Source organism: Rhodococcus sp. I2R, from assembly GCF_020889545.1.
In the GTDB taxonomy this organism is placed as follows: domain Bacteria; phylum Actinomycetota; class Actinomycetes; order Mycobacteriales; family Mycobacteriaceae; genus Rhodococcoides.
In genome coordinates this window covers 112495-136908 of record NZ_JAHUTG010000004.1, presented here as the reverse complement: position 1 = coordinate 136908, position 24414 = coordinate 112495, and the positions used below count along the sequence as shown (strand labels likewise).

Here is a 24414-nt window from a genome sequence, read left to right as displayed (position 1 = left end):
TCACTCCTTCGTCAGTAGGTGTCGCGGGTAGTCGGTGAAGGTCTCCACACCGCTGTCGGTCACACGCACGGCCTCGGACACCTCGTATCCGTAGTCGTCCATCCACATTCCGCCGATGATGTGGAATGTCATGTTCTCGGTGAGGACCGTGTCGTCATCCGTACGGATGCTCACCGTCCGCTCGCCCCAGTCGGGGGCATATGCGATGCCGATCGAGTAGCCGATTCGCGACGGTTTGTGCAGTCCGTGCTTGGCGAGGCTGACATTCCAGACCTGGGCCAACTCGGTGGTGGTCGCCCCTGGTCGGACCTCTGCGAGAACTTCGTTCAGCGCGTCACCGGTGGACTTTGCGAGGTAGTCCAGACGCGCGCTCGGCTTACCGAGCACGATCGTGCGCGCCATCGGAACGTGGTAACGGCGGAACACGCCGGCCAGTTCCACCACCGTGGTCTCGCCGCCGAGGAAGACCTGATCGGACCACGTCAGATGCGGGGTGTCGGCACCCGCGCCGGTCGGCAGCATCGGCACGATGGCGGGGTGGTCACCACCGAAATCGGACGTTCCTTTGATCTGTGCGTTCGTGATCGCGGCGGCGGCGTCGCACTGACGCGCGCCCACAGCGATCGACTCGAAGGCCGCTGTCATCGCCGAATTGCAGACGAGTGCGGCACCGCGCATGAGATCGATCTCCGCCGGGGATTTGACCACTCGAACCCAGTTGATGAGCTCGTAGGAGTCGGTGAAGCGGTACTCGGGGAGTGATTTGACGAGTGCTTCGAAAGCCTTGGGGCTGAAGTAGTAGGAGTCCATCTCGAGGCCGACCTGACCGTGCGAGAAGTTGTTGACCACACCCAGTTCTCGGAGCTTCTGGGACACCCACACGAAGGGATGGGTGTCCTTTCGTTGAACGAATGTCTCGGGGTACCCGAACGTCTGCTCGCCGGGAAGCCAGGACGTGCGAAATGCGCCGTTGGCATCCATCTCGCGTGCGAAGAAGTACAGGTCACCCTCGAGCGGGACGTACAGCATCTGTGGCGTGTAGAACGACAGAGCGTTGTAGCCGGTCAGGTAGTACAGGTTCGATGGGTCCGTGACGATCAAGGCGGTCAAATTCTGGAACACCATCCGCGTTCGTACCGATGCAAGCCGCGTGGAGTACTCGCTGTCGGTGAACGTGATCGGCGTGCTGTTGGGCGAATCGAAGTATTCGGCAAGCCCTGGCGCGTGATCAGCTCCGACCGCGCTGGTGAGTGCCGCTTCGTGGTAGTCGTTCTCGTTCACTGGTACCCCCTCTCGAGGCATTTCGGGTGTGGAGGACCAGCCCGTATGCATTTTGCAGATTGTTGACAATCAGGCTAGGCGGGGGGCGGTATTACTGCAAGACGAGTCGTGTAACTTCTGCGTTGCGTCAGGACGGTTCGGCGAGAACGGAATCTGCGCGTTTTGCGGCCTCGTCGCGCATCGCGCGCGTCAGGTCTTCGATAGCAGTGTCCATGTGCTCGTGCACACCGGCTTCCATAGCGGCCCAGTCGCCGCCGACCAGCAGATCTACCAGGAGCTGATGCTCCTCGACCAGCGCTTCGGGCCGAAAGTACGCGGTTTCGAGATTCGCCATACAGATGCGCGCCTCCGCAGCGAGCGTGGCATACATGCGTGACATTCGACTGTTGCCCGTCGCGGCCACCAAAGCAGTGTGGAACGCCAGATCGCGTTCGGCCAGTCCCAGCCAGTCAGCCTTGTCGATGAACGGCTGCATCTGCGTGACGATCGCGGACAGTTCCACGGCCGTGTCCTTCAACACCGTCGGATCGCCGTGCACCAACGTCCACGCGGCGCCCACCTCGATGGCCGCACGAGACTCATAGATCTCGGCGACGTCATCGCTGCTGAGCTCCACCACGAACACACCGCGATTGCGGTAGCTCACCAGCAAACCCTCCTGATTGAGACGTTGCAGCGCCTCGCGCACCGGTCCGCGAGAAATCTCGAGTTGAGCAGCAACGTTCGCTTCGTTGATCTGCTCGCCCGGCGAATACGAGCCGTCGATGATGCGATCGCGAATCTGGTCGGCGATCACCATAGAAGTGTTGCGCGCATTGAGTGGTGTGAGTCTTCGAGAATGAACCATCGAACGAACCTCCTTCTGTGAACCCGGATTGCAGCACAACCCGAGACTCGATCACGAGCGAGAGTCGGTCATGAGCGGGGAATAGCGAAGTACTTGTACTCCAGGAACTCGTCGATACCGACTTTGCCACCTTCGCGACCCAGCCCGGACTGCTTGACGCCGCCGAAGGGTGCAGCCGGATTCGATACCAGGCCGGTGTTGATGCCGACCATTCCCACCTCGAGCCGCTCCCCCATCCGCAGGGCGCGGTCGATGTCCTGAGTGAACACGTAGCCGACCAGGCCCCATTCGGTGTCGTTGGCCAACCCGATGACCTCGTCCTCGGTGTCGTAGGGCACCACGGCCGCCACGGGCCCGAAGATCTCGGTGGACATCAGCTCGGATGTCGGATTGACGCAGTCCAACACGGTTGGCGGGTAGAAGTATCCGGGTCCGGCACCTTCCTTGCCTCCGACAACCGCGCGTGCGCCGCGCTCGACCGCGTCGTCGACGAGTCGCTGTACCTTGGCACGTCCGTCCTGGTCGATGAGAGGCCCGACCTCCACCCCGTCGGCGCTACCTGCACCCACCTCGAGCGCGCCCATCCTGGACCCGAGCTTCTCGGCGAACTCGACGGCGACACTGCGATGCACGAAGAACCGGTTGGCGGCGGTGCAGGCCTCCCCCATGTTCCGCATCTTCGCGACCATGGCGCCGTCCACCGCCTTGTCGATATCGGCATCGAAAGCGACGATGAACGGTGCGTTGCCGCCGAGTTCCATCGAGGTGCGCATCACGGTCGGTGCAGCCTGCGCGAGCAGGATCTTCCCGACTTCGGTCGATCCGGTGAAGCTGATCTTGCGTGCCTGTCCGCTGGCCATCCACGAGCCGACCACACCGGCTGCATCGGTGGTGGGGACGACATTGACCACACCGTCGGGAACACCGGCATCGGCAAGAATCTCTGCCAGCGCCAGGGCGGTCAGCGGTGTCTGCTCGGCCGGCTTGAACACCACCGTGCACCCCGCCGCCAGAGCCGGGCCGATCTTTCGGGTACCCATTGCCAGCGGAAAGTTCCACGGCGTCACCAGAATGCACGGCCCGACGGGTTCGCGTGTCACGATGATCCGGTTCTTGCCGTCGCCGGTCAACGTGTGGTCGCCGGAAATGCGCACTGCCTCCTCGGAAAACCATCGGAAGAACTCGGCTGCATACGCGACCTCCCCGCGAGCATCGGCGAGTGGCTTGCCCATCTCGGCGGTGATGATCCGGGCGAGTTCCTCGGTGCGTTCGATGATCCCGTCGAACGCACGGCGCAGAATCACGCTGCGTTCCCTCGGTGCTGTCGCCGCCCATGCCCGCTGAGCGTCTGCGGCTGCGGTCAGGGCAGCCTCGGCGTCGACGACGCCGCCGTCGGCGACCTCTGCGATGACCTCACCCGTCGCCGGGTCGATGACATCGAACGTGGCACTGCTCTCGGCGGGTCGCCAGCTGCCGCCGATGAACAGTGCGGTGGGTGTCTCGATTGCGGTGGGCGTCAAGGATGTGGTCACGAGGGTGCGTCCTCTCCATCTGTACGTGGTTCGAATTCGGTACGGGGGTCGAGTATGTGCGCCAGGTGCGTCGAGGCTCCCGCGGTGTGGTCACCGGTCAGTTCGCGCACCTGCATGTGGCAGGAGAAGCCGTCAGTGAGGATCGGGTTGTCACCGGCCCGTCGGAGCGCCGGAGCGAGAGCCTGCTCAGCAACCTTCATGCTGATCTCGAAGTGATTCGGTTCGAAGCCGAAATTGCCTGCGACGCCGCAGCACCCGGTGGCTTCGTCGACGGCGTCGATGCCGACCGCCGCGAGGGCTTTTCGCTGCGTCGCCTCGCCGAACACCGCATATTCGTGACAGTGCGTCTGCACCGTCACCGCTGTCGGTACCTGCGCGGACGGTGTCCACCCTCCGCGAGACTGGTCGATGACCGCGCCGGCGAAGCTTTGCACCCGGGCGGCGACACGACGGGCGGCATCGGAGTTCACCAGCTCCGGCAGGTCCTTCTTCAGTGCGGCCGCGCAACTGGGTTCCAGCACGACGATCGGGCGGTCCGTTCCGTCGTCGAGTGCCTCGGCGGCGCGGTTGAGTCGGGTGCGGGCGGCGGCGAGCTGACCTGTCGAAATCCAGGTCAGGCCGCAGCATGCGTCGGTGCTGCACTCGGCCGAGCGGCCGGCATCACCGAGCACGCGAATCGCCGCGCCCACCACCTCGGGCCGGAAACCCTTGGTGAACGAGTCGACGAACAGTACGACGTCTCCGCCCGGTACCGACTCCGCCGTCTGGGCCCGCAATTGCTTGCGCGAGGCGAAGCGTGGCAGTGACCGCTCGGTGGTCAGACCACCCAGCTTGGCTGCGAGCACTCCCATTCGCGGTGTGAGCAGGCGGTTGAGGATCGGGGCCGTTCGAGAGGTGATCGCCAGCCATCGAGGAAGCCATCCGAGCGAATAGTGCGAGAGCGGCCGCAGCTTTCGGGCGTAGTGGTGATCGAGGAATTCTGCCTTGTACGTTGCCATGTCGACGCCGACCGGGCAGTCCGAGGAGCACGCCTTGCAGGACAGACACAGATCCAGCGATTGCTTGACATCCTCCGAGGCCCAGCCGTCGGCAATGGTCGGCGAAGTACGCACCATCTCCGCCAGCACGCGGGCACGTCCACGTGTGGAGTCCTTCTCGTCACCGGTGGCGCGGAAGCTCGGACACATGACGCCGCCGCTGCTCGATCGGCAGCGCCCGACACCGACGCACGCCTGCGTCGCATGGACGAACGGGTCGAGATCGGGTCCGGTTCCGATCTGATGGAGATCGAAGGTCGTCTTCCATTCCCGCGATGGGATCCCCTGCAGCGACAGATTGTCCATCATCGGTACGGGATCGACGATGCTGCCGGGGTTGAGCGTTCCTGCCGGATCCCAGATCGTCTTGAATCGCGCGAACGCGTCGAGCATCGCCTCCGAGTACATCACCGGGAGCAGTTCTGAGCGGGCACGTCCGTCACCGTGTTCACCGGACAACGATCCGCCGTGTCGGACCACCAACGCCGCCGCCTCGCGTAGGAACGCGCGCATGACGGTACGGCCGCTTTCGGTGCGTTGATCGAACGTGATACGTACGTGCATGCATCCGGCCCCGAAGTGCCCGTACATCACTCCCGTCAGCGAATGTGCGGCAAGCAGATCACGAAAATCGGCGAGATAGGCCGCGAGGTTCTCCGGTGCGACAGCCGAATCCTCCCAACCGGGCCACGATTCGGTGAGGGCGGTGGTTCCGCCGCCCAGCCGTGCCGACAGACCCGCCCCGTCCTCGCGCACGCGCCACAGCGATTTGCGCTCTGCCGCATCGGCCACAACCCGGCCGGCCTTCAACCTGCCGCGCTCGATCAGCCGTGCGAGCAGATCCTTCGCCTTTCCCTCGACCTCGGCCACGTTCTCGCCGTCGAGGTCGACGTACAACCAGGCGTTGCCGGACGGTAGTCCGCGAACCGCATCCGCCCCACGGCGAAACTGCATCGTCTCGACGATCTTCTCGTCGATACCTTCCACCGCGGCGGGCGCGAACTCCAGAATGGTCATCACGTCCTCGGCGGCCTCGACGACGTCCTCGTAGCCGAGGCACAGCAGCAGTGCTGCAGGAGGTACCGGAACCAGTGCGACGGTCACCGCCACCACGACGGCACACGTGCCTTCACTCCCGACGAGTGCGCGCGCGACGTCGAACCCGTTCTCCGGCAGTAAGGTCGACAGGTGAAACCCGGACACCTGCCGCGCGATGCGGCCGAGCTCGAGCCGGAAGCCTGCCAGGTTCTGCGCCACCAGCGCCTCGAGCTCAGCGGTGATTCGGGCCGCCGACGACGTCGCGGCCGGGTCGGTCGGATCAACAGCTTCGAGACCGGAACGCGTTGCGCGCAAAAGATATCCGTCTGCCGTGACCACATCGAGAGATACAGTGTGATCGGCAGTGCGGCCGTAGCGAACGGAGTGATTGCCGCAGGCATCGTTTCCCACGGCTCCGCCGACCGTCGCCCGCGATTTGCTCGATGGATCCGGGGCGTAGGTCAGGGTTGCTGACGTAGCAGCCGAAACCGACTCCGCCAGTTCGGAGATCACGACACCGGGTTGCACGACGGCGGTTCGCGAGACCTCGTCGACGGCCAGCACCCGGTTCATGTGACGCGAGAAGTCCAGGACGACACCTGCGCCGATTGCGTTGCCTGCCATCGACGTCCCACCTCCACGGCTGATCACCGGGACGCCCGCAGCGGCACACACGCGCATCGTCGCCTGCACGTCCTCAGCGGAGCGCGGGAACACCACCGCCACCGGCGGGACACGGTAGTTGGAGGCATCGTAGGAATACTCCGAACGGCGGCGCGAGGAGAAGTCGACCTCCGCTCCCGTGCCGCGCAGCGCGTGGAGAATCGGGTGCTCGGCGCCCACAACCGTCACAGCGACCGCTTCAGGGTTCGCGCGATCGCATCCACACCCTCCGCGATCTCGGCCTCGGTCACCACGAGCGCGGGAATGACGCGAACGACGTTGCCGAAGGCACCACAGGTCAGTAGGAGCAGGCCCTCCGAGATTGCAGTCTGCTGCACCCGCGCAGCCGCCGCAGCGTCGGGCTTGCCGTTTTCGTCGACGAACTCGAGGGCCTGCATCAGTCCCAGACCGCGCGCGTCTCCGATCGCCCAGTACTGCTCCTTCAACGCCTTCAAGCCGTCGAGAAGGACGGCGCCTTGAACGGCCGCGTTCTCCACCAGGCCCTCGTCACGCACGACGTCCAGCGTCGCGACAGCGGCAGCGGCGGCGACCGCGTTGCCGCCGTACGTCCCACCCTGCGAACCTGGCCATGCCTTGGACATCAGCTCTGTCGACGCCGCGATCGCGGAGATCGGGAACCCCGACGCCAGGCCCTTTGCAGTGATGACGATGTCGGGTTTCGCCGTGGAATGCTCGTGGCCCCAGAATTTTCCGGTACGACCGACGCCAGCCTGGACCTCGTCGATGATCAGCAGGATGTCGTGCTCGTCGGCGCGTTGGCGAAGTCCTTCGAGGAATGCCGGCGGCGTCGGCAGATAACCACCGTCGCCCAGGACCGGCTCGATGATGAACGCCGCCGTATCGGCCGGGCTCGAGATCGTCGCGAGCAGGTAGTCGAGTTCGTCGAGTGCGAATTTCACGGCCGTCTCCATGTCCCACCCGTAGCGAAATGCGTACGGGAACGGCGCGATGTGCACGCCGCCCATGATGGGTGAGAAACCGGAGCGGAACTTCGTCCCCGCGGTTGTCAGCGATGCGGCGGCGACGGTTCGGCCGTGGAAGCCGCCGTGGAAGGCGATGATGTTCGGCCTGCCGGTGGCCATCCGGGCCAGGCGGATGGAGGCTTCGACGGCCTCCGATCCGGAGTTCGCGTAGAAGATGCTGTCGAGCCCGGTGGGCAGGAAGTCACCGAGCTTGTCGGTGAGTTCGAGGAGAGGCTTGTGCATAACGGTGGTGTATTGCGCGTGGATGATCTTGCCCACCTGCTCGCGAGCTGCCTCGACCACGCGCGGGTGGCAGTGGCCGGTGCTCGTGACGCCGATGCCGGTGGTGAAGTCGAGGTACTTCTTGCCGTCGGTGCCGAAGATCCAGCTGCCGAGTGCATGGTCGACGACCACCGGGGTGGCTTGCTTGAGGGCGGGGCTGAGGCGAGGGCGAGTCGACGCTGTCATGCGAGCAATGGTGGACGAGAAATTGCACATTGTCAACAATCTGCAACCTCGGATTTCAAGACCGCATATCGTCGTGCCATGACTGCGACCCGCGTGGCTGTTCTGGGCAGCGCCAACATGGATCTGACCACCGTCACCGAACGCTTGCCGGAGCCGGGACAGACCGTCCTGGGTAGTTCCTTCGGCACATCCCAGGGAGGCAAGGGCGCGAACCAGGCCATCGCCTCGGCTCGCTCCGGGGCGATCACGACGTTCCTGGGCGCTGTCGGCGACGACCCTTTCGCGGACGAGCTGCTGCAACGGCTGGACGAGGCTGGGGTGGACACCCGGTGGACTCGTCGAGCAGCCGGCCCCAGCGGAATCGCGGCCATCACCGTCGACGCGAACGGCGAGAACACCATCGTGGTGGTCCCCGGCGCGAACAGTGCGGTCACCGACCTGAGCGAGGACGAGCTGGCGGCGATCGCCGAAGCCGACCTGCTCCTGTGCCAGTTCGAGATTCCGATGTCCACGGTCGTGTCCGGCGCCGTGCACGCAAGGGCGAACAACACACTCGTGGTGCTCAACCCCTCCCCTGTGCAGGCGGTGCCGGACGCCCTCCTCGCCGCAGTCGACATCCTCGTCGTCAACGAGTCCGAGGCGCAGGCACTCGGGGCCACGGTTCTGGCGGCTGTTCCCCACGTCGTCACCACGCTGGGCGCATCGGGTGCGCACTACACCGGGCCGCACGAGAGTGTGCGGGTGCCAGCGCCGCAGATCGACCCGATCGACACGACCGGTGCGGGCGATGCATTCACCGGGGCACTCGCAGCGGAATGGGCACACGGACCGAAACCCGCCCTGCGCTGGGCCTGCGCAGCAGGGGCGTTGGCCGCCACCTGGGTCGGCGCCGGTGCGTCCTCGGGCACACGCGAGGCGATCTCGACGCTGCTCGACGCCTGAACAATCCATCGATCATCGGGTCGGGATCTGCGGCTACGGTACTGAGCATGACGCTCTCACCCCGGGTGCCCGACCTCGCTGCGCTCGATGTGATGGTCTCGGTTGCGCGCCTGGGCAGCATGAGTGCAGCCGGCCGCGAGCTCGGACTCAGTCAGCAGGCAGTCAGCGCACGCGTGCGCGCAGCCGAACGCGATGTGGGGCTGCGTGTGTTCGAGCGCACCAGCAGCGGTGTCGCACTCACTCCGGAGGGCGTAGCCGTCCTCGAATGGGCGCAGAACGTACTCGTCGCCGCCGAGAAGTTCGCCACAGGCGTGCGGTCGCTGCTGCGTGAAGAACGCGCGAACCTCACCGTCGCGGCATCGATGACGGTCGCCGAGCACCTGGTACCCGGCTGGATCGTGCGCATGCGCACCTCCCACCCCGACGTCCACATTCTGATGAGATTGATGAACTCCGCCGAGGTCGCCCAGCAGGTACTCGACGGTCGAGCCGACATCGGTTTCATCGAAGGCCCGGACATCCCGTCGGGTCTCGGCGTCCGCGTCGTCGCGACCGACGAGTTGGTGGTGGTCACCGGGCCCGAACACGACTGGGCGCGCAGGGCTTCGGTCGAGGTGGATGAGCTCGCCCGCACCGCGCTGGTGCAACGCGAGCCGGGTTCAGGTACCCGAACGACCTACGAGAGCGCCGTCCGTCCGTCCGAACCGCCTCTGCTCGAACTCAATTCGGTGACGGCCATCAAGTCCGCCGTGGTCACTGCGAATGCCCCTACCGTACTGTCCTCGCTCGCCGTCGAAGCGGAGCTTCGCGACGGCCGTCTCGTACGGATCGACGTCGACGGCGTGGCCATGCGCCGCCGACTTCGTGCCGTCTGGAACAATCAGGAGCCACTACGTGGTCCGCGACGCGACTTCCTCGACATCGCCGTCTCACACAGCAGATAGCGGAGTTTTCAGAGCAAACCGGCGAGGGCGAAACCTGCCGCGCAGGCACCGACCGACAGCACCAGCGTTCCGACCGCATTGGCAAGGGCATACGAGCGCTTTCCCGATTGCACGAGCCGAACGGTCTCGAAGCTTGCCGTGCTGAATGTCGTGTACCCACCGCAGAATCCGGTGCCGACGACAGTCTGCAAGTCGATCGAGCCGCCTTGCACCATGACGAGTCCGGCGAGAAAGCCGAGTAGTAGCGATCCGGAGATGTTGATGCCCACGGTTGCGAACGGGAACGCACTGTTCGCGAACTTCGACTTCACGTAGGAGTCGACCACGAACCGAGTGAGCGCTCCGAATGCGCCGGCCACCGCGAGGAGAGCGACGATCATCGCGCCTCTGTCTTCCGGTGCATCGCGGCCTTTCGGTGTGCCGAGGCACCGGCAACGATGCCCAGCCAGGCCGCCGCCGCACCGAGTACGACGGTCGCTACGCCGTACGCGAGGGCCGTAGTCGCATGACCGTCCCTGGTGAGCAGCACAGCCTCCAACGCGAACGTGCTGTAAGTGGTGAATGCGCCGCAGAATCCGGTACCGAGCAGCAACCGAGCCCTCTTGCGTACCCCGATGTCGGCTCCGCGCCGCATGAGGATTTCCAACAGCAGACCCAGCAGGAAGGCGCCCAGGACGTTGACTGCGAACGTGCCCATCGGCCAGTCCGGGCTGCGATGCGGAACCGCTTCCTCCACACCGTATCGCGCCAGAGTGCCGAACACTCCCCCGACGAACACCAGAGCCAGCACCGACGGTCGCAGATACGCGTGGCTGGCACGGCGAACGGACGAAGCATCATCGACGTCGGGGTCCATCGGCAGCTCACCGCGCGGATCACCTGCGCTCGGACCGTCGACCATGCCACCTCCCTCGATGTGCGCGATCAGCTTAGCGCTCCAACGAGGGCGGTCGTCGTGTCGGACCCGTGCGGCAGGATGGGGCCATGAGCATCGACGGCGACACACCCAGCTCGCTGACAGCACCCACAGATCTGCGCGCAGACGCCGAGCATCTGCTCCGCGAACTTGCCGGGCCGGAGGCGAGCCTGCGCGAGGATCAGTGGGTTGCCATCGAAGCCCTCGTGGTTCAGCGCAGACGCGCACTCGTGGTGCAGCGCACGGGCTGGGGCAAGTCCGCCGTGTACTTCATCGCCGCGAAACTATTGCGCGCGCAGGGCCTCGGCCCGACGGTCATCGTCTCGCCTCTGTTGGCGCTCATGCGAAACCAGGTGGCATCGGCCGAGCGCGCCGGCGTTCGCGCGGCCACCATCAACTCCGGCAACATGACCGAGTGGGAGGACGTTCACGCGGCCGTCACCGCAGGCGAACTCGACGTGCTCCTCGTGAGCCCCGAGCGGCTCAACAACCCCGACTTCCGCGATCAGGTACTTCCGTCGCTGGCCGCCGACGCCGGGCTCGTCGTGGTCGACGAGGCCCATTGCGTTTCCGACTGGGGTCATGATTTCCGTCCGGACTATCGGCGGATCAGGACCCTCGTATCCGAGTTGCGGGAGGGGATTCCGGTTCTCGCCACCACCGCCACGGCCAACGACCGCGTCGTCGCCGATGTTGCTGCGCAGCTCGGCGTCGGCGGCGGCGACACGTTGGTCCTACGCGGCGGCCTCGAGCGCGAATCCCTGCACCTGTCGGTGGTGAAGATCGACAACGCCACCGAGCGCGCAGCCTGGCTCGCCTCCCACCTTGCGTCGCTGCCCGGGTCCGGCATCATCTACACCCTGACCGTCGCCGCGGCTCGAGATCTGGCGGGACTGTTGTCCGATCAGGGGTTGGCGGTCGCGGCTTACACGGGCCAGACCGACACCACCGAACGTGAATCGCTCGAGTCCGAGTTGCTGAACAACGAGGTCAAAGCTTTGGTTGCGACCTCGGCGCTCGGAATGGGATTCGACAAGCCGGATCTTGGCTTCGTTGTGCACATGGGCGCACCGTCCTCGCCGATCTCGTACTACCAGCAGGTCGGTCGTGCAGGCCGTGCCACCGAGCGAGCCGATGTCATTCTGCTGCCCGGCCACGAGGACAAGCAGATATGGAGCTATTTCGCATCGGTCGCCTTCCCGCGAGAACACGTCGTCAGGCAGGTCATCGACGCACTGGATCCGGCAAAGCCGCAGTCGACACCGGCGCTCGAACCGCTCGTCGACCTTGGGCGGAGCCGACTGGAGATGGTGCTCAAGGTGCTCGATGTCGATGGCGCCGTTCAGCGCGTCCGAGGTGGTTGGATCTCCACCGGCGAACCTTGGGTGTACGACGCCGAGCGGTACGAGCGCCTCGAGCAAGCCAGGGACGCCGAACAGCAGGCGATGATCGACTATCAGCGCACCGAGGGTTGTCGGATGGAGTTCTTGCGCCGCCAACTCGACGATCCTGAGCTCACTGACGGCTCCGACCGTTGTGGGCGCTGTGACAACTGCACCGGGCAGAGGTACGACGTGGAGGTGGACGCGGACGCTGTCGAGACCACCCGGGCTCGGCTGGACCGTCCCGGTTTCGATCTGGCTCCCCGCAAGCAGTGGCCCACCGGCATGAAGAAGCTGGGCGTCACGCTGTCGGGCAAGATCACTGACGGCCCGGAGCCCGGGCGCGTCCTGGGGCGGCTCACCGACCTCGCTTGGGGTGGGCGTCTGCGCACACTGCTCGACGGACCGGACGGGCCCGCGCCTTCGGCGCTGGTGGACGGCTGCATCAAGGTGCTGGCGTCGTGGGACTGGAAGAAACGGCCCGTCGCGGTGATCGCGCTCGAATCGAGTTCTCACCCTGTTCTGGTTCGGTCGATCGCGAGCGAGTTGGCCCGCATCGGACGTCTCGACGACCTGGGCGTCCTGCGCAAGGTCCCCGGGCACCCCGTGGTGACTGCCGCGAACTCGGCGTTTCGAGTGGCCGGGCTCGTGGGTTCGTGGGAGGTACCCGATCTGTCCGGTGTCGACGGGCCGATTCTGCTGGTCGACCTGTCGACCGACACCGGGTGGACTCTCACGTGCGCGGCGGTGGCGCTGCGCGGCGCTGGCGCCGATGCAGTGCTTCCATTCGCGTTGGCCACCCCTAAGTAGCCGCCGGCGCCGGTGAGGGCAGCCTGAGGCAAACAGCACGATCATTGCCCCTTTTACCTCACGATGTCGCCCCCGAGGCGGCAAGTGTGACCAAAGTCACATTCACCCCGTCACCTGCGCAAGAGTGTCCGTTTTGGACACCAATATTGCGACGCACGTGAAATGCCCTCGCCAGCTTGTTAAGTTTGTATTTCCTATGAAGCCAGCACAGCTGAGAGCGACCCCAATCACTGCGCCGGACGCAGTGACTTTCCGTAGCCCCAAGATTTCCGACGGAGTCCGGCTCTGGGAAATTGCAAGAGATTCGAAAGTGCTCGATCTGAACTCGAGCTACTCGTACATTCTGTGGTGCAGAGACTTTGCACAGACATCGGTGGTGTCCGATGTGGACGGTCGAGCCGTAGGCTTCGTCACCGGCTACATCCGCCAGGACTCGCCCACAACATTTTTCGTGTGGCAGGTCGCAGTCGACGCCGATCAGCGCGGCAAAGGCCTCGCCGGACGCATGCTCAACAGTTTGTTGGACCGGCTTACGCCGCAGGGTATTACACACTTGGAAACGACGATCAGCCCCGACAACGAGGCGTCGATCGCATTGTTCACGGCCCTGGCACGTAAGCGGGGAACCGAGATCACAAAATCAGCTCTGTTCGCGCCCAACGATTTCCCTGATAGCCACGAGGCAGAAGAGCTCTACACAGTGGGGCCCGCCGCCGTGCGCACATACGAAAGGAACAAGCAGAACATGACCGAGAAACCGAACACCACAAGCAAGCCCGACGTCTTCGAGGCTGTCGAGTCCTCAGTCCGCAGCTACAGCCGCCAGTGGCCGGCAGTGTTCAAGACCGCGAAGAACTCGACCATGGTGGACGAGAATGGCCGTGAGTACCTCGATTTCTTCGGTGGCGCAGGCGCGTTGAACTACGGGCACAACAATCAGATCCTCAAGGATGCCCTCGTCGACTACATCCAGAGCGACGGCGTTACGCACAGCCTGGATATGTCAACCGTCGCCAAGCGCGAGTTCCTGGAGTCGTTCAAGAAGAACATCCTCGATCCGCGCGGACTGAACTACAAGGTTCAGTTCCCCGGCCCCACCGGTACCAACACTGTCGAGGCTGCACTCAAGCTGGCCCGCAAGGTGACCGGCCGCGAGGCGATCATCAACTTCACCAACGCATTCCACGGCATGACACTCGGCGCGCTGTCGGTCACCGGCAACTCGATGAAGCGAGCTGGCGCCGGAATTCCGTTGGTGCACACCACGCCGATGCCGTACGACAACTACTTCGGCGGCGTGACAGAGGACTTCCAGTGGTTCGAGCGCGTGCTCGACGACTCGGGTAGCGGGTTCAATCGCCCCGCCGCGGTGATCGTGGAAACCATCCAGGGTGAGGGCGGCATCAACGTCGCGCGTCCCGAATGGTTGCGCGCTCTGGCTGAGCTGTGCTCGCGCCGGGAGATCTTGTTGATCGTCGACGACGTCCAGATGGGCTGTGGACGCACCGGCCAGTTCTTCTCGTTCGAAGAGGCAGGCATCGTTCCCGACATCGTCACACTGTCGAAGTCGATCGGTGGATACGGCATGCCTATGGCACTGACGCTGTTCAAGCCGGAGCTCGACGTGTGGTCACCCGGTGAGCACAACGGAACATTCCGCGGCTTCAACCCGTCCTTCGTCACCGCGAAGACCGCCATCGACACCTACTGGACCGATGACGCATTCGAGAAGGAGATCATCGCCAAGGGCGAGCACATCCGAGACCGCTTCATCAAGATGTGCGCCAAGTACGACGGCGTTTCCACCCGCGGTCGCGGCATGGTCCAGGCGTTGGTGTTCGACGATGCAGAGAAGGCGGGCAAGGTCGCCGCACTCTGCTACGACGAGGCGCTGCTCGTGGAGACGGCCGGCCCCTCCGACGAGGTCGTCAAGTTGCTGCCGCCGTTGACAACCACCGTCGAGGAACTGGACCGTGGCCTGGACATTCTCGAGGCCATGACCGCTAAAGTGTGCTCCTGAAGATCGCACACGAGCACTGCAGGCCAGCTGAAGGGAGAACGACGTGATCGTACGTAGCACGCAGGAAATCACCGGCACCGAGCGCGATATCGAGAGCGAGGACGGCAGCTGGCGAAGCAAGCGCATCGTCCTCGGCGGCGACCGGGTTGGCTTCTCGTTCCACGAGACCACCATCAAGGCCGGAACGGTGAACAATTTCCACTACGCCAATCACATCGAAGCCGTGTGGCTCATCGAAGGTGAAGGCACGCTCACCGACCGCGAGACCGGGGAAGAGTACGAGATCGGACCCGGGTCGATGTACCTGCTCGACGGCAATGAGCGCCACACCGTGGCGCCACGTACACAGATGCGCATGATGTGCGTTTTCAATCCGCCGGTCGTGGGCAGCGAAGTACACGATGAACACGGCGTCTACCCCCTCGTGGAGGTACCGGCTTAACAGCCCACGCTCAACCGATTCCGCCCCGCTCGGACACGCTTTCGTGAACCGAGCGGGGCGGAGGTGTATCCGATGCGCGAGTTAACCTGGACTACGTGGCTGCACGTGTTCGACCCCGCATCGTCGAGTTGCTCTCGCGTCGGCGGATCGTCGTCGTGTCGGGAGCCGGGATGTCCACCGACTCCGGAATTCCCGATTACCGCGGACCCGACTCACCACCGCGCAATCCGATGACCTACCAGCAGTTCATCGGTGACGACGAGTTCCGCCGCCACTACTGGGCCCGCAATCATGTCGGGTGGCGCCACATGGACGCCGCTCGCCCCAACGCCGGGCATCGTGCGCTTGCGGAACTGGAACGGCGCGGCATCGTCACCGGGATCATCACGCAGAACGTGGACATGCTGCACACCAAGGCGGGAAGCCGCCGCGTCATCGACCTGCACGGTGTGTACGCCCGAGTCCGCTGCTTGAGTTGCGAACAGCTGGTTTCGCGATTCACGCTGGCTCGACGTCTGGACGAACGCAATCCTGCCTTTCTCGACAGCGTCTCGCCCGCGAAGGGCGTCGAGATCGCGCCGGACGCCGACGCCGTCATCACCAGCACCGCGCACTTCCGGATGGTCGACTGCGAGCAGTGCGGCGGCGTACTCAAGCCCGATATCGTCTACTTCGGCGAGAGTGTGCCCAAACCACGGGTGGCCGAGGCATTCGATCTGGTGGACAACGCCGACGCCCTGATGGTGCTCGGCTCATCGCTGACCGTCATGTCCGGACTGCGCTTCGTTCGACGCGCCGCGAAAGCTTCGATACCGATTGTCATCGTCAACCGCGGGGCCACCAGGGGCGACCAGTTCGCATCGGCCATCAGCCACGACGGCTGCTCCGAAACGCTGACCGCACTCGTCGACGCGCTTCCCTCGATCCACCGGGAGTGAACTACGGGGTGACGGGCACCAGGTCGTCGGCATGCACCACAGGTCGTTGCAGCTCCTGTGAGAGGTCGCCACGAGACTTTCCGAGCATCCCCGTCAACTCGGCCGCGTCGAACGCGACCACGCCACGAGCGACGACTTCACCATCGGGTGCACGCAGCGCTACGACGTCACCACCGTAGAAGCGTCCGCTGACGCCGGTGACCCCTGCAGAGAGCAACGATCGACGCCTGTTCACCACGGCGCCCACAGCACCGGCGTCGAGATGCAGGTCGCCCTGCACGTCGGCGGCATGACGTACCCAGAATTTGCGCGCCGACAAACGCGTTGGGCGTGCGGCGAAGGCGGTGCCCACTCCAGCGTCCGTCAGGGCTGCTTGCACATCGGCCGCGGCGGCGAGCAACACCGGTACACCAGCATCCGCTGCCAGGCGAGCCGCAGAAAGCTTCGATGCCATTCCGCCCGTTCCGAGCGCTCCCCCGGATCCCGCGACCACACCGTCGAGGTCCTCGGGGCTGTCGACCTCGGGGATCAGTGTCGCGTTTCCCTTTCGCGGGTCGCCGTCGTAGAGCCCGTCCACATCCGAGAGCAGCACCAATGCGTCGGCGCCGACGAGATGCGCGACGAGCGCTGCGAGCCGATCGTTGTCGCCGAATCGAATCTCCGCCGTTGCCACCGTGTCGTTCTCGTTGACGACGGCCACTGCCCCCAGTGACCGCAACCGATCGAGGGTGCGTTGAGCATTGCGATGATTGGTGCGCCGCGCGATGTCCTCGGCCGTGAGCAACACCTGCCCGACGGTACGGTCGTACCGCGCGAACGATGTGCCCCATGCGTGCGCAAGTGCAAGTTGCCCGACGCTGGCTGCGGCCTGCTTCGTCGCAAGGTCTCGCGGCCGCTTGGTCAGCCCCAGCGGTGCGATCCCCGCGCCGATGGCCCCAGACGAGACGACGACGACATCGGTGCCCGCGCGCATCCGTGCTTCCACGGCGTCGGCCAGCAGATCGAGCCGGTCGACGTCGAGCCCACCGACAAGCGATGTCAGCGCCGAGGACCCGATCTTGACCACGATTCGCCGCGCTTCGGCAACTTTCGTTCGCGTCGCCGAAGTCATTGCGACAGAGCCGGATTCAGCCGACACGTTCCCTCACTCTTCGGTGTCGAGTCCGCGCCGGACCCGACGAGCATGCTTGCGTTCGTCGGCGCCGATACGTTCGACCTGATCGAGCCGTGCGTCGCTGCCACGCCCGGTCATGGTCACCTCGACACCGGCAGGGGTCTGAGGTTCCCAGTCGAACGAGACGTCACCGATCGTGACGGAGGCACCGGGTACTGCGCCCTGCTTGATCAACGCATCCTCGACGCCGAGTCGGGCCAGTCTGTCGGCCAAGTAGCCGACAGCTTCGTCGTTGCTGAACTGAGTCTGAGCAACCCACCGTTCCGGGCGCGTTCCGCGAACGATGAATCCACCCGGTATATGGGGATCCTTGATGACCTCGAATCCCTCCTCGTTGCGCGCAATCGGCCGCAGCACCGGTCGACGCGGCTCGGCAGGCGGGTGCGCAACACGGTAATCCTCGACCATTTTCGCCAGCGCGAAAATCAGCGGCTTGAGGCCTTCTCGGCTGACGGCGGAGATAGTGAAGACGGGCCATCCTCGCGCCTGAAAGTCCGGGGTCACCATCTCGGCCAGTTCCGCTGCCTCGGGGACGTCTGCCTTGTTCAGCACGACGATCCGTGGGCGATCCGCGAGATCTCCGAGGCTTGCATCGCCCGACAATGCCGGTTTGTAGGCCGAGAGTTCGGCTTCGAGTGCATCGACATCCGAAACCGGGTCGCGCCCGGGATCGAGTGTCGCGCAGTCCACGACGTGCGCCAGTACCGCGCAACGCTCGAGATGGCGAAGAAACTCGAGACCGAGTCCGCGGCCGTCGCTGGCACCGGGGATCAGACCGGGCACATCGGCGACGGTGAATGTGGTGTCACCACTGGACACAACACCCAGATTGGGGACGAGTGTGGTGAATGGGTAGTCGGCAATCTTTGGTTTTGCTGCCGAGAGCACCGATACGAGCGAGGACTTTCCGGCGGAGGGGAATCCGACGAGTCCGACATCGGCAACGGATTTGAGTTCGAGGACCAGGTCACGCTCGACGCCATCTTCACCGAGCAGGGCGAAGCCGGGGGCCTTGCGGGCCTTCGACGCCAATGCGGCGTTGCCGAGTCCGCCGCGACCACCGGGGGCGGCGTCGAAGCGCGTGCCCTCCCCCACCATGTCGGCGAGGATGCGTCCGTCCTTGTCGAGTACGACGGTGCCGTCGGGGACCCGGAGTATCAGATCCTCACCGTTGGCGCCCTCACGGTTGCTGCCCATCCCCTGGGTTCCGTTGGTGGCCTTGGCATGGGACTGGAAGTGGAAGTCGAGGAGCGTGTGCACGCTGCGGTCGACGACGAACACGACGTCACCGCCACGGCCGCCGTTGCCGCCGTCCGGTCCGCCGAGCGGCTTGAACTTCTCACGATGGACGGAAGAGCAGCCGTTGCCACCTTTGCCTGCGGTCACGTGCAAGACCACGCGGTCGATGAATCGCGACATAGCTGCCTTCGATCCTTTCTCGATCGAGTACTCGATCGAATGTGTTCGGTGCCAAAACGCGTCAAGGGCGGACCGGGTGGTGACCCTGGTCCGCCCTTGACGACTCGCTTTGGGCGCTTCAGCGACTCCCAGAGGTTTCCGGGAGTCTGCCGTCGCAGATGATGCAGCTTCGGACTAGGCCTCTACTGCGACCGGAACGATGTTCACGGTCTTGCGTCCACGCTTGGCGCCGAACTCGACTGCACCGGCAGAGAGCGCGAACAGCGTGTCGTCGCCGCCACGGCCGACGTTGACGCCGGGGTGGAAGTGCGTTCCGCGCTGACGAACCAGGATCTCGCCTGCGCTGACGGTCTGGCCGCCGAATCGCTTGACGCCGAGGCGCTGAGCATTCGAGTCGCGACCGTTACGGGAGCTCGATGCACCCTTCTTGTGTGCCATGTTGCATACCCTCCTCGGGTGAGGTGTTTGAGAGAAGAACGCCGACCCACTCAGGCCGACTACCTGCGAAAGTCCTGGTTACTCGATACCGGTGACCTTGAGGACAGTCAGCTTCTGCCTGTGTCCCTGGCGCTTGTGGTAGCCGGTCTTGTTCTTGAACTTGTGGATGCGGATCTTCGGACCCTTGGTGTGCTCGACGACCTCACCGGTGACCGAGATCTTCGCCAGCTTGTCGGCGTCGGTGGTCAGATCGGATCCGTCAACGACGAGGACCGGAGCAAGCGAGACAGCAGTGCCGGGCGCTCCCTCGATCTTCTCGACCTTGACGAGGTCACCAACAGCGACCTTGTACTGCTTTCCGCCGGTCTTGACGATCGCGTACGTTGCCATCGGAGGGCTACCCCTTGCTTCTTCGAACTTGCTCGCGCTGCCCATGGCAACACGACTGGTCTGATCTAGCTTGTTTCTTGCTTCCGGGTAGATGCGTCCGCTCGGGCCGCAAGCGGCCATGTGCGTCTAGGCACAGCAGAACAGTGTCACCGGAAGCGACTTATCAAGGTTACGGCAGACGGGCGGCCGTGGTCAAACCGCCCGTCTGCTGCGCCCTATGCGTCGACCGGCGGCCCAGCCGGTCGCGCCGCCGCACGCCGACGACGCGGCTTGCCGACCGGGACTTCCTGTTCGACCGCTGGGGCATCAACCTGGGGATCGACCTGCGCGAACGCCGGTGCCGTGACTGGTGGCGGACCCGACTCCTCGGGCTCACCCCCGCCGTCCGAGGACGCCGGGATGACGAACACCGCAGCCGCATCCGGGGTATCCGCAGTTGGCGCCGCAGCCTTGCGGGCAACGCGGCGGGTACGACGGGCCTTCACCACAGGAACAGCGTCCTCGGCCGTCTCCGGCTCGGGTGTCGGTTGCGGCTCAGGTGTCGGTTGCAGCTCGGGTGCCGGTTCCGACTCGGGAGCCGGTTCCGACTCGGGAGCAACCTCGGCCGAGGCTGCAGCCTCGCCTGGAGTGCTGTCTTCTGCCGAACTGGGCTCGGGTTCCACAGACGGCGAGGTCGTGGGCCGCGATGCCTTGCGACGCACGCGGCGGCTCGGCGTCCGGATTTCTTCGACCGGGGTCGGCTCCGCGTCACCCACGGCTGCCGCGACCTCGGCTGCGTCGATGACCCGGGTACTCGCCTCGACTGCCCCGCTTCCGTCGGAAGCAGGACCGTCCTGTGGCGCCCCGCCCTGCGGCATGGTGTCTACGACATCGGCGGGCGTGACATCGTCGACGACCTCGTCGTGATGCGCCGCCATGGCGAGTGCGACCGGATGCGCACGTTTGATGGACGGATCCACCACGGGCTCGTGAGTTTCGGCCACTGTCGAAGTCGAATTCACATTGTCCGACTTGTCACGTCCGCGACGCTTACGTGGCGCGCCCGACTCGCCCCGCGCTGGGCCCGACCGCGAGCCGTCGTCCGGCTTGGTCTCGACCGGGAACGGATGAACGTGGATGCCCCGGCCCTGGCAGTGCTCACACGTGGTGGAAAACGCCTCGACCAGTCCAGTTCCGAGCTTCTTGCGGGTCATCTGCACCAGACCGAGCGAGGTGACCTCGGAGACCTGGTGCCGGGTGCGGTCGCGCCCGAGAGCCTCGGTGAGCCGACGCAGTACGAGATCGCGGTTCTGCTCGAGCACCATGTCGATGAAGTCGACGACGATCATGCCGCCGATATCGCGCAGGCGCATCTGCCGAACGACTTCCTCGGCAGCTTCGAGATTGTTGCGCGTCACCGTCTCCTCGAGGTTGCCACCGGAACCGGTGAACTTCCCGGTGTTCACGTCGACGACGGTCATCGCCTCGGTGCGGTCGATCACCAGGGTGCCGCCCGACGGCAGCCAGACCTTGCGGTCGAGTGCCTTGGCGAGTTGTTCGTCGATGCGGTGCGCCTCGAACACGTCCGGCCGACCCGGCTCCGCTTCGTGCCGCTCGAGCTTCGACAACATGTCGTTCGCGACCGACTCGATGTAGTTCGACGTGGTGGTCCAGGCCTTCTCGCCCTCGATGACGAGTTTGACGAAATCCTCGTTGAACAAGTCGCGGATGACCTTGACCAGCAGGTCTGGCTCCTCGTAGAGCGTCTGCGGCTGGCTGCCCTTGCCCGATTCGGCCTTCGCGGACGCTTCCTCGATCGTCGCCCACTGAGATTGCAGCCGCGAGACATCCCGCGCCAGCTCTTCCTCACTGACACCTTCGGCGGCCGTTCGGATGATGACACCGGCCTCGGCGGGCACGATGTCGCGGAGGATTTCCTTGAGTCGTTTGCGTTCGGTGTCGGGGAGCTTGCGGCTGATCCCCGTCGAACTTCCGCCGGGAACATAGACGAGGTAGCGGCCGGCGAGCGAGAGCTGCGTTGTCAGGCGGGCACCCTTGTGACCGACCGGGTCCTTGCTGACCTGGACCAGTACCTGATCGCCTGGCTTGAGTGCCTGCTCGATCTTGCGCGAGTTGCCGCCCAGACCTGCCGCATCCCAGTTCACTTCACCGGCGTAGAGCACACCGTTTCGACCGCGACCGATGTCGATGAACGCTGCCTCCATGCTGGGCAGAACGTTCTGCACGCGTCCGAGGTAGACATTGCCGACCATCGACGCAGAGGCGCTGCTCGTGACGAAGTGCTCCACCAGAACACCGTCTTCGAGCACTGCGACCTGCGTGGTGTCGCCGTGGTCCGGGAGCGACTTCTCGCGAACGACCATCACGCGGTCGACGGATTCGCGCCGTGCCAGGAACTCGGATTCGGTCAGAATCGGTGGACGCCTGCGCCCTGCGTCGCGGCCGTCCCGACGTCGCTGCCGCTTGGCTTCGAGACGGGTCGAGCCGGTGATGCCCTGAACCTCGTCCTTGCCACTGCCACCGCCACTGCCGCGCGACTTGTTCCGCGGTTCGCGCTCATGCACGACGGTGTTGGGGGGATCGTCCTCGGAGGCGGCACCATCCGAGGAGGATTCACCGGAGCTGCGCCGACGACGGCGACGACGGCGACGACGGCTCGAGCCGTCGGAACCGTCCTGATCGTCGTCCGAGTCTTCTGCGGAGGCATCGGCAGAAGAACCCTCTGCCGCGGACTCGTCCAGGTCGCTCTCCGATTCCGATGAATCGGTCGTTGCGCTCGCGTCGGCGTCCTCGGTGGCGTCGGAGGCCTTGGCTCCCCCGCGCGAACGACTGCGACGACGCGATCGACGCTCACCGGTCGGCTTGTCGTCCTCACCGGACTCCGCGTCCTCGGAGGTCGAGTCCGTACCCTCGGACGCCGAGTCCGTGTCCTCGGACGCCGAGTCCGTGTCCTCGGAGTCCGAGTCGGTGTCTCGAGCGGTGGACTCGTCGACATCCTCGCCCGAGTTGTCCTCACCCGAGTTGTCCTCACCGGACTGGTCACCACGTCCACGCCCGCGACCGCGGCGCCCACGCCTGCGACGCCTCGGCTGCGACTGGTCGTCGTCGTCCGAGCCCGGTGACGTACCGGCCTCTTCGGTATCGTTGCCGCCACCGGTTTCCGTCTTCTCGGCTGTGTCGACCAGGGCCACCGGGGACTCGACCGCCGGGGACTCGACTGCGTCGGTGACTGTCGCCTGGGTTGTCGCGGTGGGCTCAGTCGGCTGAGTGGGCTCGGACGCGCCCGCCTCCTCGGCTGGGCCGGCAGCTTTGCGGCTGCGCCTGCGCGCGCGAGGCGGCTCGGCCGCAACCTCGGGCTGCAGAAACAGCGGGGTCGCGACCGATGGCCGAGTCTGTGCCGACTCGGGATCCGTATCGGTGCTCAACGGTTCCGGCGTCCTGGAGAACAGTGTCTCCGCACGCTGGTCGGCAGTCTGATCGGGAACGGGAGCCTGCTCGGGAACGGGAGCCTGCTCGCCCGCCACGTCCGGGGTGACCGCAACAGGGACGTCGGGAACGGATGTGCCCGGTGCGGTGAAGGACGAGTGCACTGTCTCCGCGTCGTCACGGCCGAGGCTGGACTGCGCGCTGCGCGCCTCGATGCCGAGCTCGCTCAGCTTCGCGAGAACCTGCTTGCTGGTGACACCGATGATCTTTGCCAGCGCGTGCACACGCAGACGGTTGGGGAACGTGGGTGTTTCACCGGCAGACGCGGTGTCGCCGCCTGCTGGACTTCCCGTGTTCGAATTCTGTACATCTTCTGGCGGGGCTTGATCGGCCACGTATGTCTCCTCGGGCCCCCGGGCGCGTCCACCCGTCGAACTGGTGTGACGCGGCCACGCGAGGGCAATCCTTGTGTGCTGACGCCGGTGTGACGTCAGTTGATCGGGTCTTGCTCTGCATTCGGTGCACTGCCCACTATGTGGTCGGCGCTCCGAGCGCAAAGCCTGGCTGGATGGCTTTGGTGTTGCCGAGTCCGAGCGCCTGATCATCAAGCAAGCCGTCGGTGTGAAAGTGGATCCCACACCGTCGGGAGCGATGACGGGCATCGAACCGCGGTTGTCATCCGGTCGCCTTCACGAAAGACACTTCACGAAGAACATCACGGTGACGTTCTTCGCGTGCTGCGGGTCGTGAGGTACTGCAAACTTGTCGTCGGTGGAACTCGAACTGTGAAAGCAACCGTTCCGAGTATCCCATACCGGGGGAAGCGAACCCGCCACACCGCACAAGAACGCATCATCGGCGGCGTGGCGGGCGGGAGGAAAGCGTCGTCCGTACGGACTATGCAGCTAGGTCAGGAAAGAGCCGGGAACCACAGTGCGATCTCGCGATCGGCCGATTCGACCGAATCGGATCCATGCACGAGATTCTGTTGCCCGTCGAGGGCCAGATCAGCTCGAATAGTGCCGGGAACAGCCTTCGCGACGGGGTCGGTGCCGCCTGCGATCTGACGGAACGCAGCGATGGCACGCGGGCCTTCGAGGACGGCCGCGACAACAGGCCCCGAGGTGATGAATTCGAGCAGGTCGGGAAAGAACGGCTTTCCCTCGTGCTCGGCATAGTGGGCGCTGGCCAAGTTGAGGGGAACGGACTTCAGCTCGAGTGCAACGATGCTGAGTCCCTTCTTCTCGACGCGGCCGAGAATCTCCCCCACGAATCGGCGGGCTACTCCGTCTGGCTTTATAAGTACAAGGGTGCGCTCAGTCAC

At 65.0% G+C, this 24414-nt stretch carries 19 protein-coding genes and 1 pseudogene; 7 read left to right on the top strand and 13 right to left on the bottom strand.

The window, feature by feature from the left end; translation table 11 throughout:
• From KVY23_RS05280 to KVY23_RS05260, 5 genes are all read right to left on the bottom strand, one after another.
• Complete coding sequence (locus KVY23_RS05280; RefSeq protein ID WP_269417616.1) at positions 1-1179, bottom strand: Xaa-Pro peptidase family protein; 1179 nt, start codon at positions 1177-1179, stop codon at positions 1-3.
• A gap of 229 nt (positions 1180-1408) precedes the next feature.
• Entirely contained in the window at positions 1409-2128 is a 720-nt protein-coding gene (locus KVY23_RS05275; RefSeq protein ID WP_230555593.1) for a GntR family transcriptional regulator, read from the bottom strand.
• A gap of 68 nt (positions 2129-2196) precedes the next feature.
• On the bottom strand, positions 2197-3660 hold the full coding sequence (locus tag KVY23_RS05270) for an NAD-dependent succinate-semialdehyde dehydrogenase (protein WP_230555592.1): 1464 nt from the start codon (positions 3658-3660) through the stop codon (positions 2197-2199).
• Positions 3657-6587, bottom strand: a complete 2931-nt coding sequence (locus KVY23_RS05265; RefSeq protein ID WP_230555591.1) for an FAD-binding and (Fe-S)-binding domain-containing protein — start codon at positions 6585-6587, stop codon at positions 3657-3659. Before KVY23_RS05265 ends, KVY23_RS05270 begins: the two co-directional genes overlap by 4 nt.
• On the bottom strand, positions 6584-7849 hold the full coding sequence (locus KVY23_RS05260; protein ID WP_230555590.1) for an aspartate aminotransferase family protein: 1266 nt from the start codon (positions 7847-7849) through the stop codon (positions 6584-6586). Before KVY23_RS05260 ends, KVY23_RS05265 begins: the two co-directional genes overlap by 4 nt.
• 78 nt (positions 7850-7927) lie before the next feature.
• Between KVY23_RS05260 and KVY23_RS05255 the strand changes: the two genes are divergently transcribed.
• Both KVY23_RS05255 and KVY23_RS05250 read left to right on the top strand, forming a co-directional pair.
• A complete protein-coding gene (locus tag KVY23_RS05255) occupies positions 7928-8791 on the top strand; it encodes a ribokinase (RefSeq protein WP_230555589.1) in 864 nt (287 codons plus the stop codon).
• Positions 8792-8838: 47 nt separating this feature from the next.
• A complete protein-coding gene (locus tag KVY23_RS05250) occupies positions 8839-9735 on the top strand; it encodes a LysR family transcriptional regulator (protein ID WP_230555588.1) in 897 nt (298 codons plus the stop codon).
• An 8-nt stretch (positions 9736-9743) separates the two neighbouring features.
• Here KVY23_RS05250 and crcB (KVY23_RS05245) read toward each other — a convergent pair whose 3' ends face one another.
• Positions 9744-10115, bottom strand: coding sequence for a fluoride efflux transporter CrcB (gene crcB / locus KVY23_RS05245; protein WP_230555587.1), 372 nt, complete (start codon positions 10113-10115; stop codon positions 9744-9746).
• Positions 10112-10636, bottom strand: coding sequence for a fluoride efflux transporter CrcB (crcB, locus tag KVY23_RS05240; protein WP_230555586.1), 525 nt, complete (start codon positions 10634-10636; stop codon positions 10112-10114). The genes crcB (KVY23_RS05245) and crcB (KVY23_RS05240) overlap by 4 nt, the downstream gene beginning before the upstream one ends.
• Before the next feature lie 83 nt (positions 10637-10719).
• Here crcB (KVY23_RS05240) and KVY23_RS05235 point away from each other — a divergent pair, with 83 nt between their 5' ends.
• The 5 genes and pseudogenes from KVY23_RS05235 to KVY23_RS05215 all read left to right on the top strand — a co-directional run bounded on the left by KVY23_RS05235 (position 10720) and on the right by KVY23_RS05215 (position 16243).
• Positions 10720-12843 carry an ATP-dependent DNA helicase RecQ gene (locus tag KVY23_RS05235; RefSeq protein ID WP_230555585.1) on the top strand — a complete coding sequence of 708 codons (2124 nt, stop codon included), beginning with the start codon at positions 10720-10722 and terminating at the stop codon, positions 12841-12843.
• 196 nt (positions 12844-13039) lie between these two features.
• A pseudogene (gene ectA / locus KVY23_RS05230) lies at positions 13040-13540 on the top strand (diaminobutyrate acetyltransferase); the annotation flags it as partial.
• Positions 13541-13588: 48 nt separating this feature from the next.
• A complete protein-coding gene (ectB, locus tag KVY23_RS05225) occupies positions 13589-14863 on the top strand; it encodes a diaminobutyrate--2-oxoglutarate transaminase (protein WP_230555711.1) in 1275 nt (424 codons plus the stop codon).
• Positions 14864-14906: 43 nt separating this feature from the next.
• Entirely contained in the window at positions 14907-15305 is a 399-nt protein-coding gene (locus KVY23_RS05220) for an ectoine synthase (RefSeq protein ID WP_075839356.1), read from the top strand.
• Between the two features lie 95 nt (positions 15306-15400).
• Positions 15401-16243, top strand: a complete 843-nt coding sequence (locus KVY23_RS05215) for a Sir2 family NAD-dependent protein deacetylase (RefSeq protein ID WP_230555584.1) — start codon at positions 15401-15403, stop codon at positions 16241-16243.
• A gap of 1 nt (position 16244) precedes the next feature.
• Here KVY23_RS05215 and proB read toward each other — a convergent pair whose 3' ends face one another.
• The 6 genes from proB to ndk all read right to left on the bottom strand — a co-directional run bounded on the left by proB (position 16245) and on the right by ndk (position 24414).
• Positions 16245-17354 carry a glutamate 5-kinase gene (gene proB / locus KVY23_RS05210; protein WP_230555583.1) on the bottom strand — a complete coding sequence of 370 codons (1110 nt, stop codon included), beginning with the start codon at positions 17352-17354 and terminating at the stop codon, positions 16245-16247.
• A gap of 33 nt (positions 17355-17387) precedes the next feature.
• Positions 17388-18836, bottom strand: coding sequence for a GTPase ObgE (obgE, locus tag KVY23_RS05205; protein ID WP_075839358.1), 1449 nt, complete (start codon positions 18834-18836; stop codon positions 17388-17390).
• 174 nt (positions 18837-19010) lie between these two features.
• Positions 19011-19274, bottom strand: a complete 264-nt coding sequence (gene rpmA / locus KVY23_RS05200) for a 50S ribosomal protein L27 (RefSeq protein ID WP_072802495.1) — start codon at positions 19272-19274, stop codon at positions 19011-19013.
• Between the two features lie 78 nt (positions 19275-19352).
• Entirely contained in the window at positions 19353-19664 is a 312-nt protein-coding gene (gene rplU, locus KVY23_RS05195) for a 50S ribosomal protein L21 (RefSeq protein WP_230555582.1), read from the bottom strand.
• A 215-nt stretch (positions 19665-19879) separates the two neighbouring features.
• Positions 19880-23485, bottom strand: coding sequence for a translation initiation factor IF-2 N-terminal domain-containing protein (locus KVY23_RS05190; protein ID WP_230555581.1), 3606 nt, complete (start codon positions 23483-23485; stop codon positions 19880-19882).
• Between the two features lie 515 nt (positions 23486-24000).
• Positions 24001-24414, bottom strand: coding sequence for a nucleoside-diphosphate kinase (ndk, locus tag KVY23_RS05185; RefSeq protein ID WP_230555580.1), 414 nt, complete (start codon positions 24412-24414; stop codon positions 24001-24003).

What these genes read in the sequence shown, in the direction of transcription:
- KVY23_RS05255 (WP_230555589.1), top strand. Translation starts at nt 7,928, where the DNA reads ATGACTGCGACCCGCGTGGCTGTTCTGGGCAGCGCCAACATGGATCTG.
- crcB (WP_230555586.1), bottom strand. Translation starts at nt 10,636, where the DNA reads ATGGTCGACGGTCCGAGCGCAGGTGATCCGCGCGGTGAGCTGCCGATG.
- obgE (WP_075839358.1), bottom strand. Translation starts at nt 18,836, where the DNA reads ATGTCGCGATTCATCGACCGCGTGGTCTTGCACGTGACCGCAGGCAAA.
- KVY23_RS05250 (WP_230555588.1), top strand. Translation starts at nt 8,839, where the DNA reads ATGACGCTCTCACCCCGGGTGCCCGACCTCGCTGCGCTCGATGTGATG.
- proB (WP_230555583.1), bottom strand. Translation starts at nt 17,354, where the DNA reads ATGACTTCGGCGACGCGAACGAAAGTTGCCGAAGCGCGGCGAATCGTG.
- KVY23_RS05235 (WP_230555585.1), top strand. Translation starts at nt 10,720, where the DNA reads ATGAGCATCGACGGCGACACACCCAGCTCGCTGACAGCACCCACAGAT.
- rpmA (WP_072802495.1), bottom strand. Translation starts at nt 19,274, where the DNA reads ATGGCACACAAGAAGGGTGCATCGAGCTCCCGTAACGGTCGCGACTCG.
- rplU (WP_230555582.1), bottom strand. Translation starts at nt 19,664, where the DNA reads ATGGCAACGTACGCGATCGTCAAGACCGGCGGAAAGCAGTACAAGGTC.
- crcB (WP_230555587.1), bottom strand. Translation starts at nt 10,115, where the DNA reads ATGATCGTCGCTCTCCTCGCGGTGGCCGGCGCATTCGGAGCGCTCACT.
- ectB (WP_230555711.1), top strand. Translation starts at nt 13,589, where the DNA reads ATGACCGAGAAACCGAACACCACAAGCAAGCCCGACGTCTTCGAGGCT.
- KVY23_RS05260 (WP_230555590.1), bottom strand. Translation starts at nt 7,849, where the DNA reads ATGACAGCGTCGACTCGCCCTCGCCTCAGCCCCGCCCTCAAGCAAGCC.
- KVY23_RS05275 (WP_230555593.1), bottom strand. Translation starts at nt 2,128, where the DNA reads ATGGTTCATTCTCGAAGACTCACACCACTCAATGCGCGCAACACTTCT.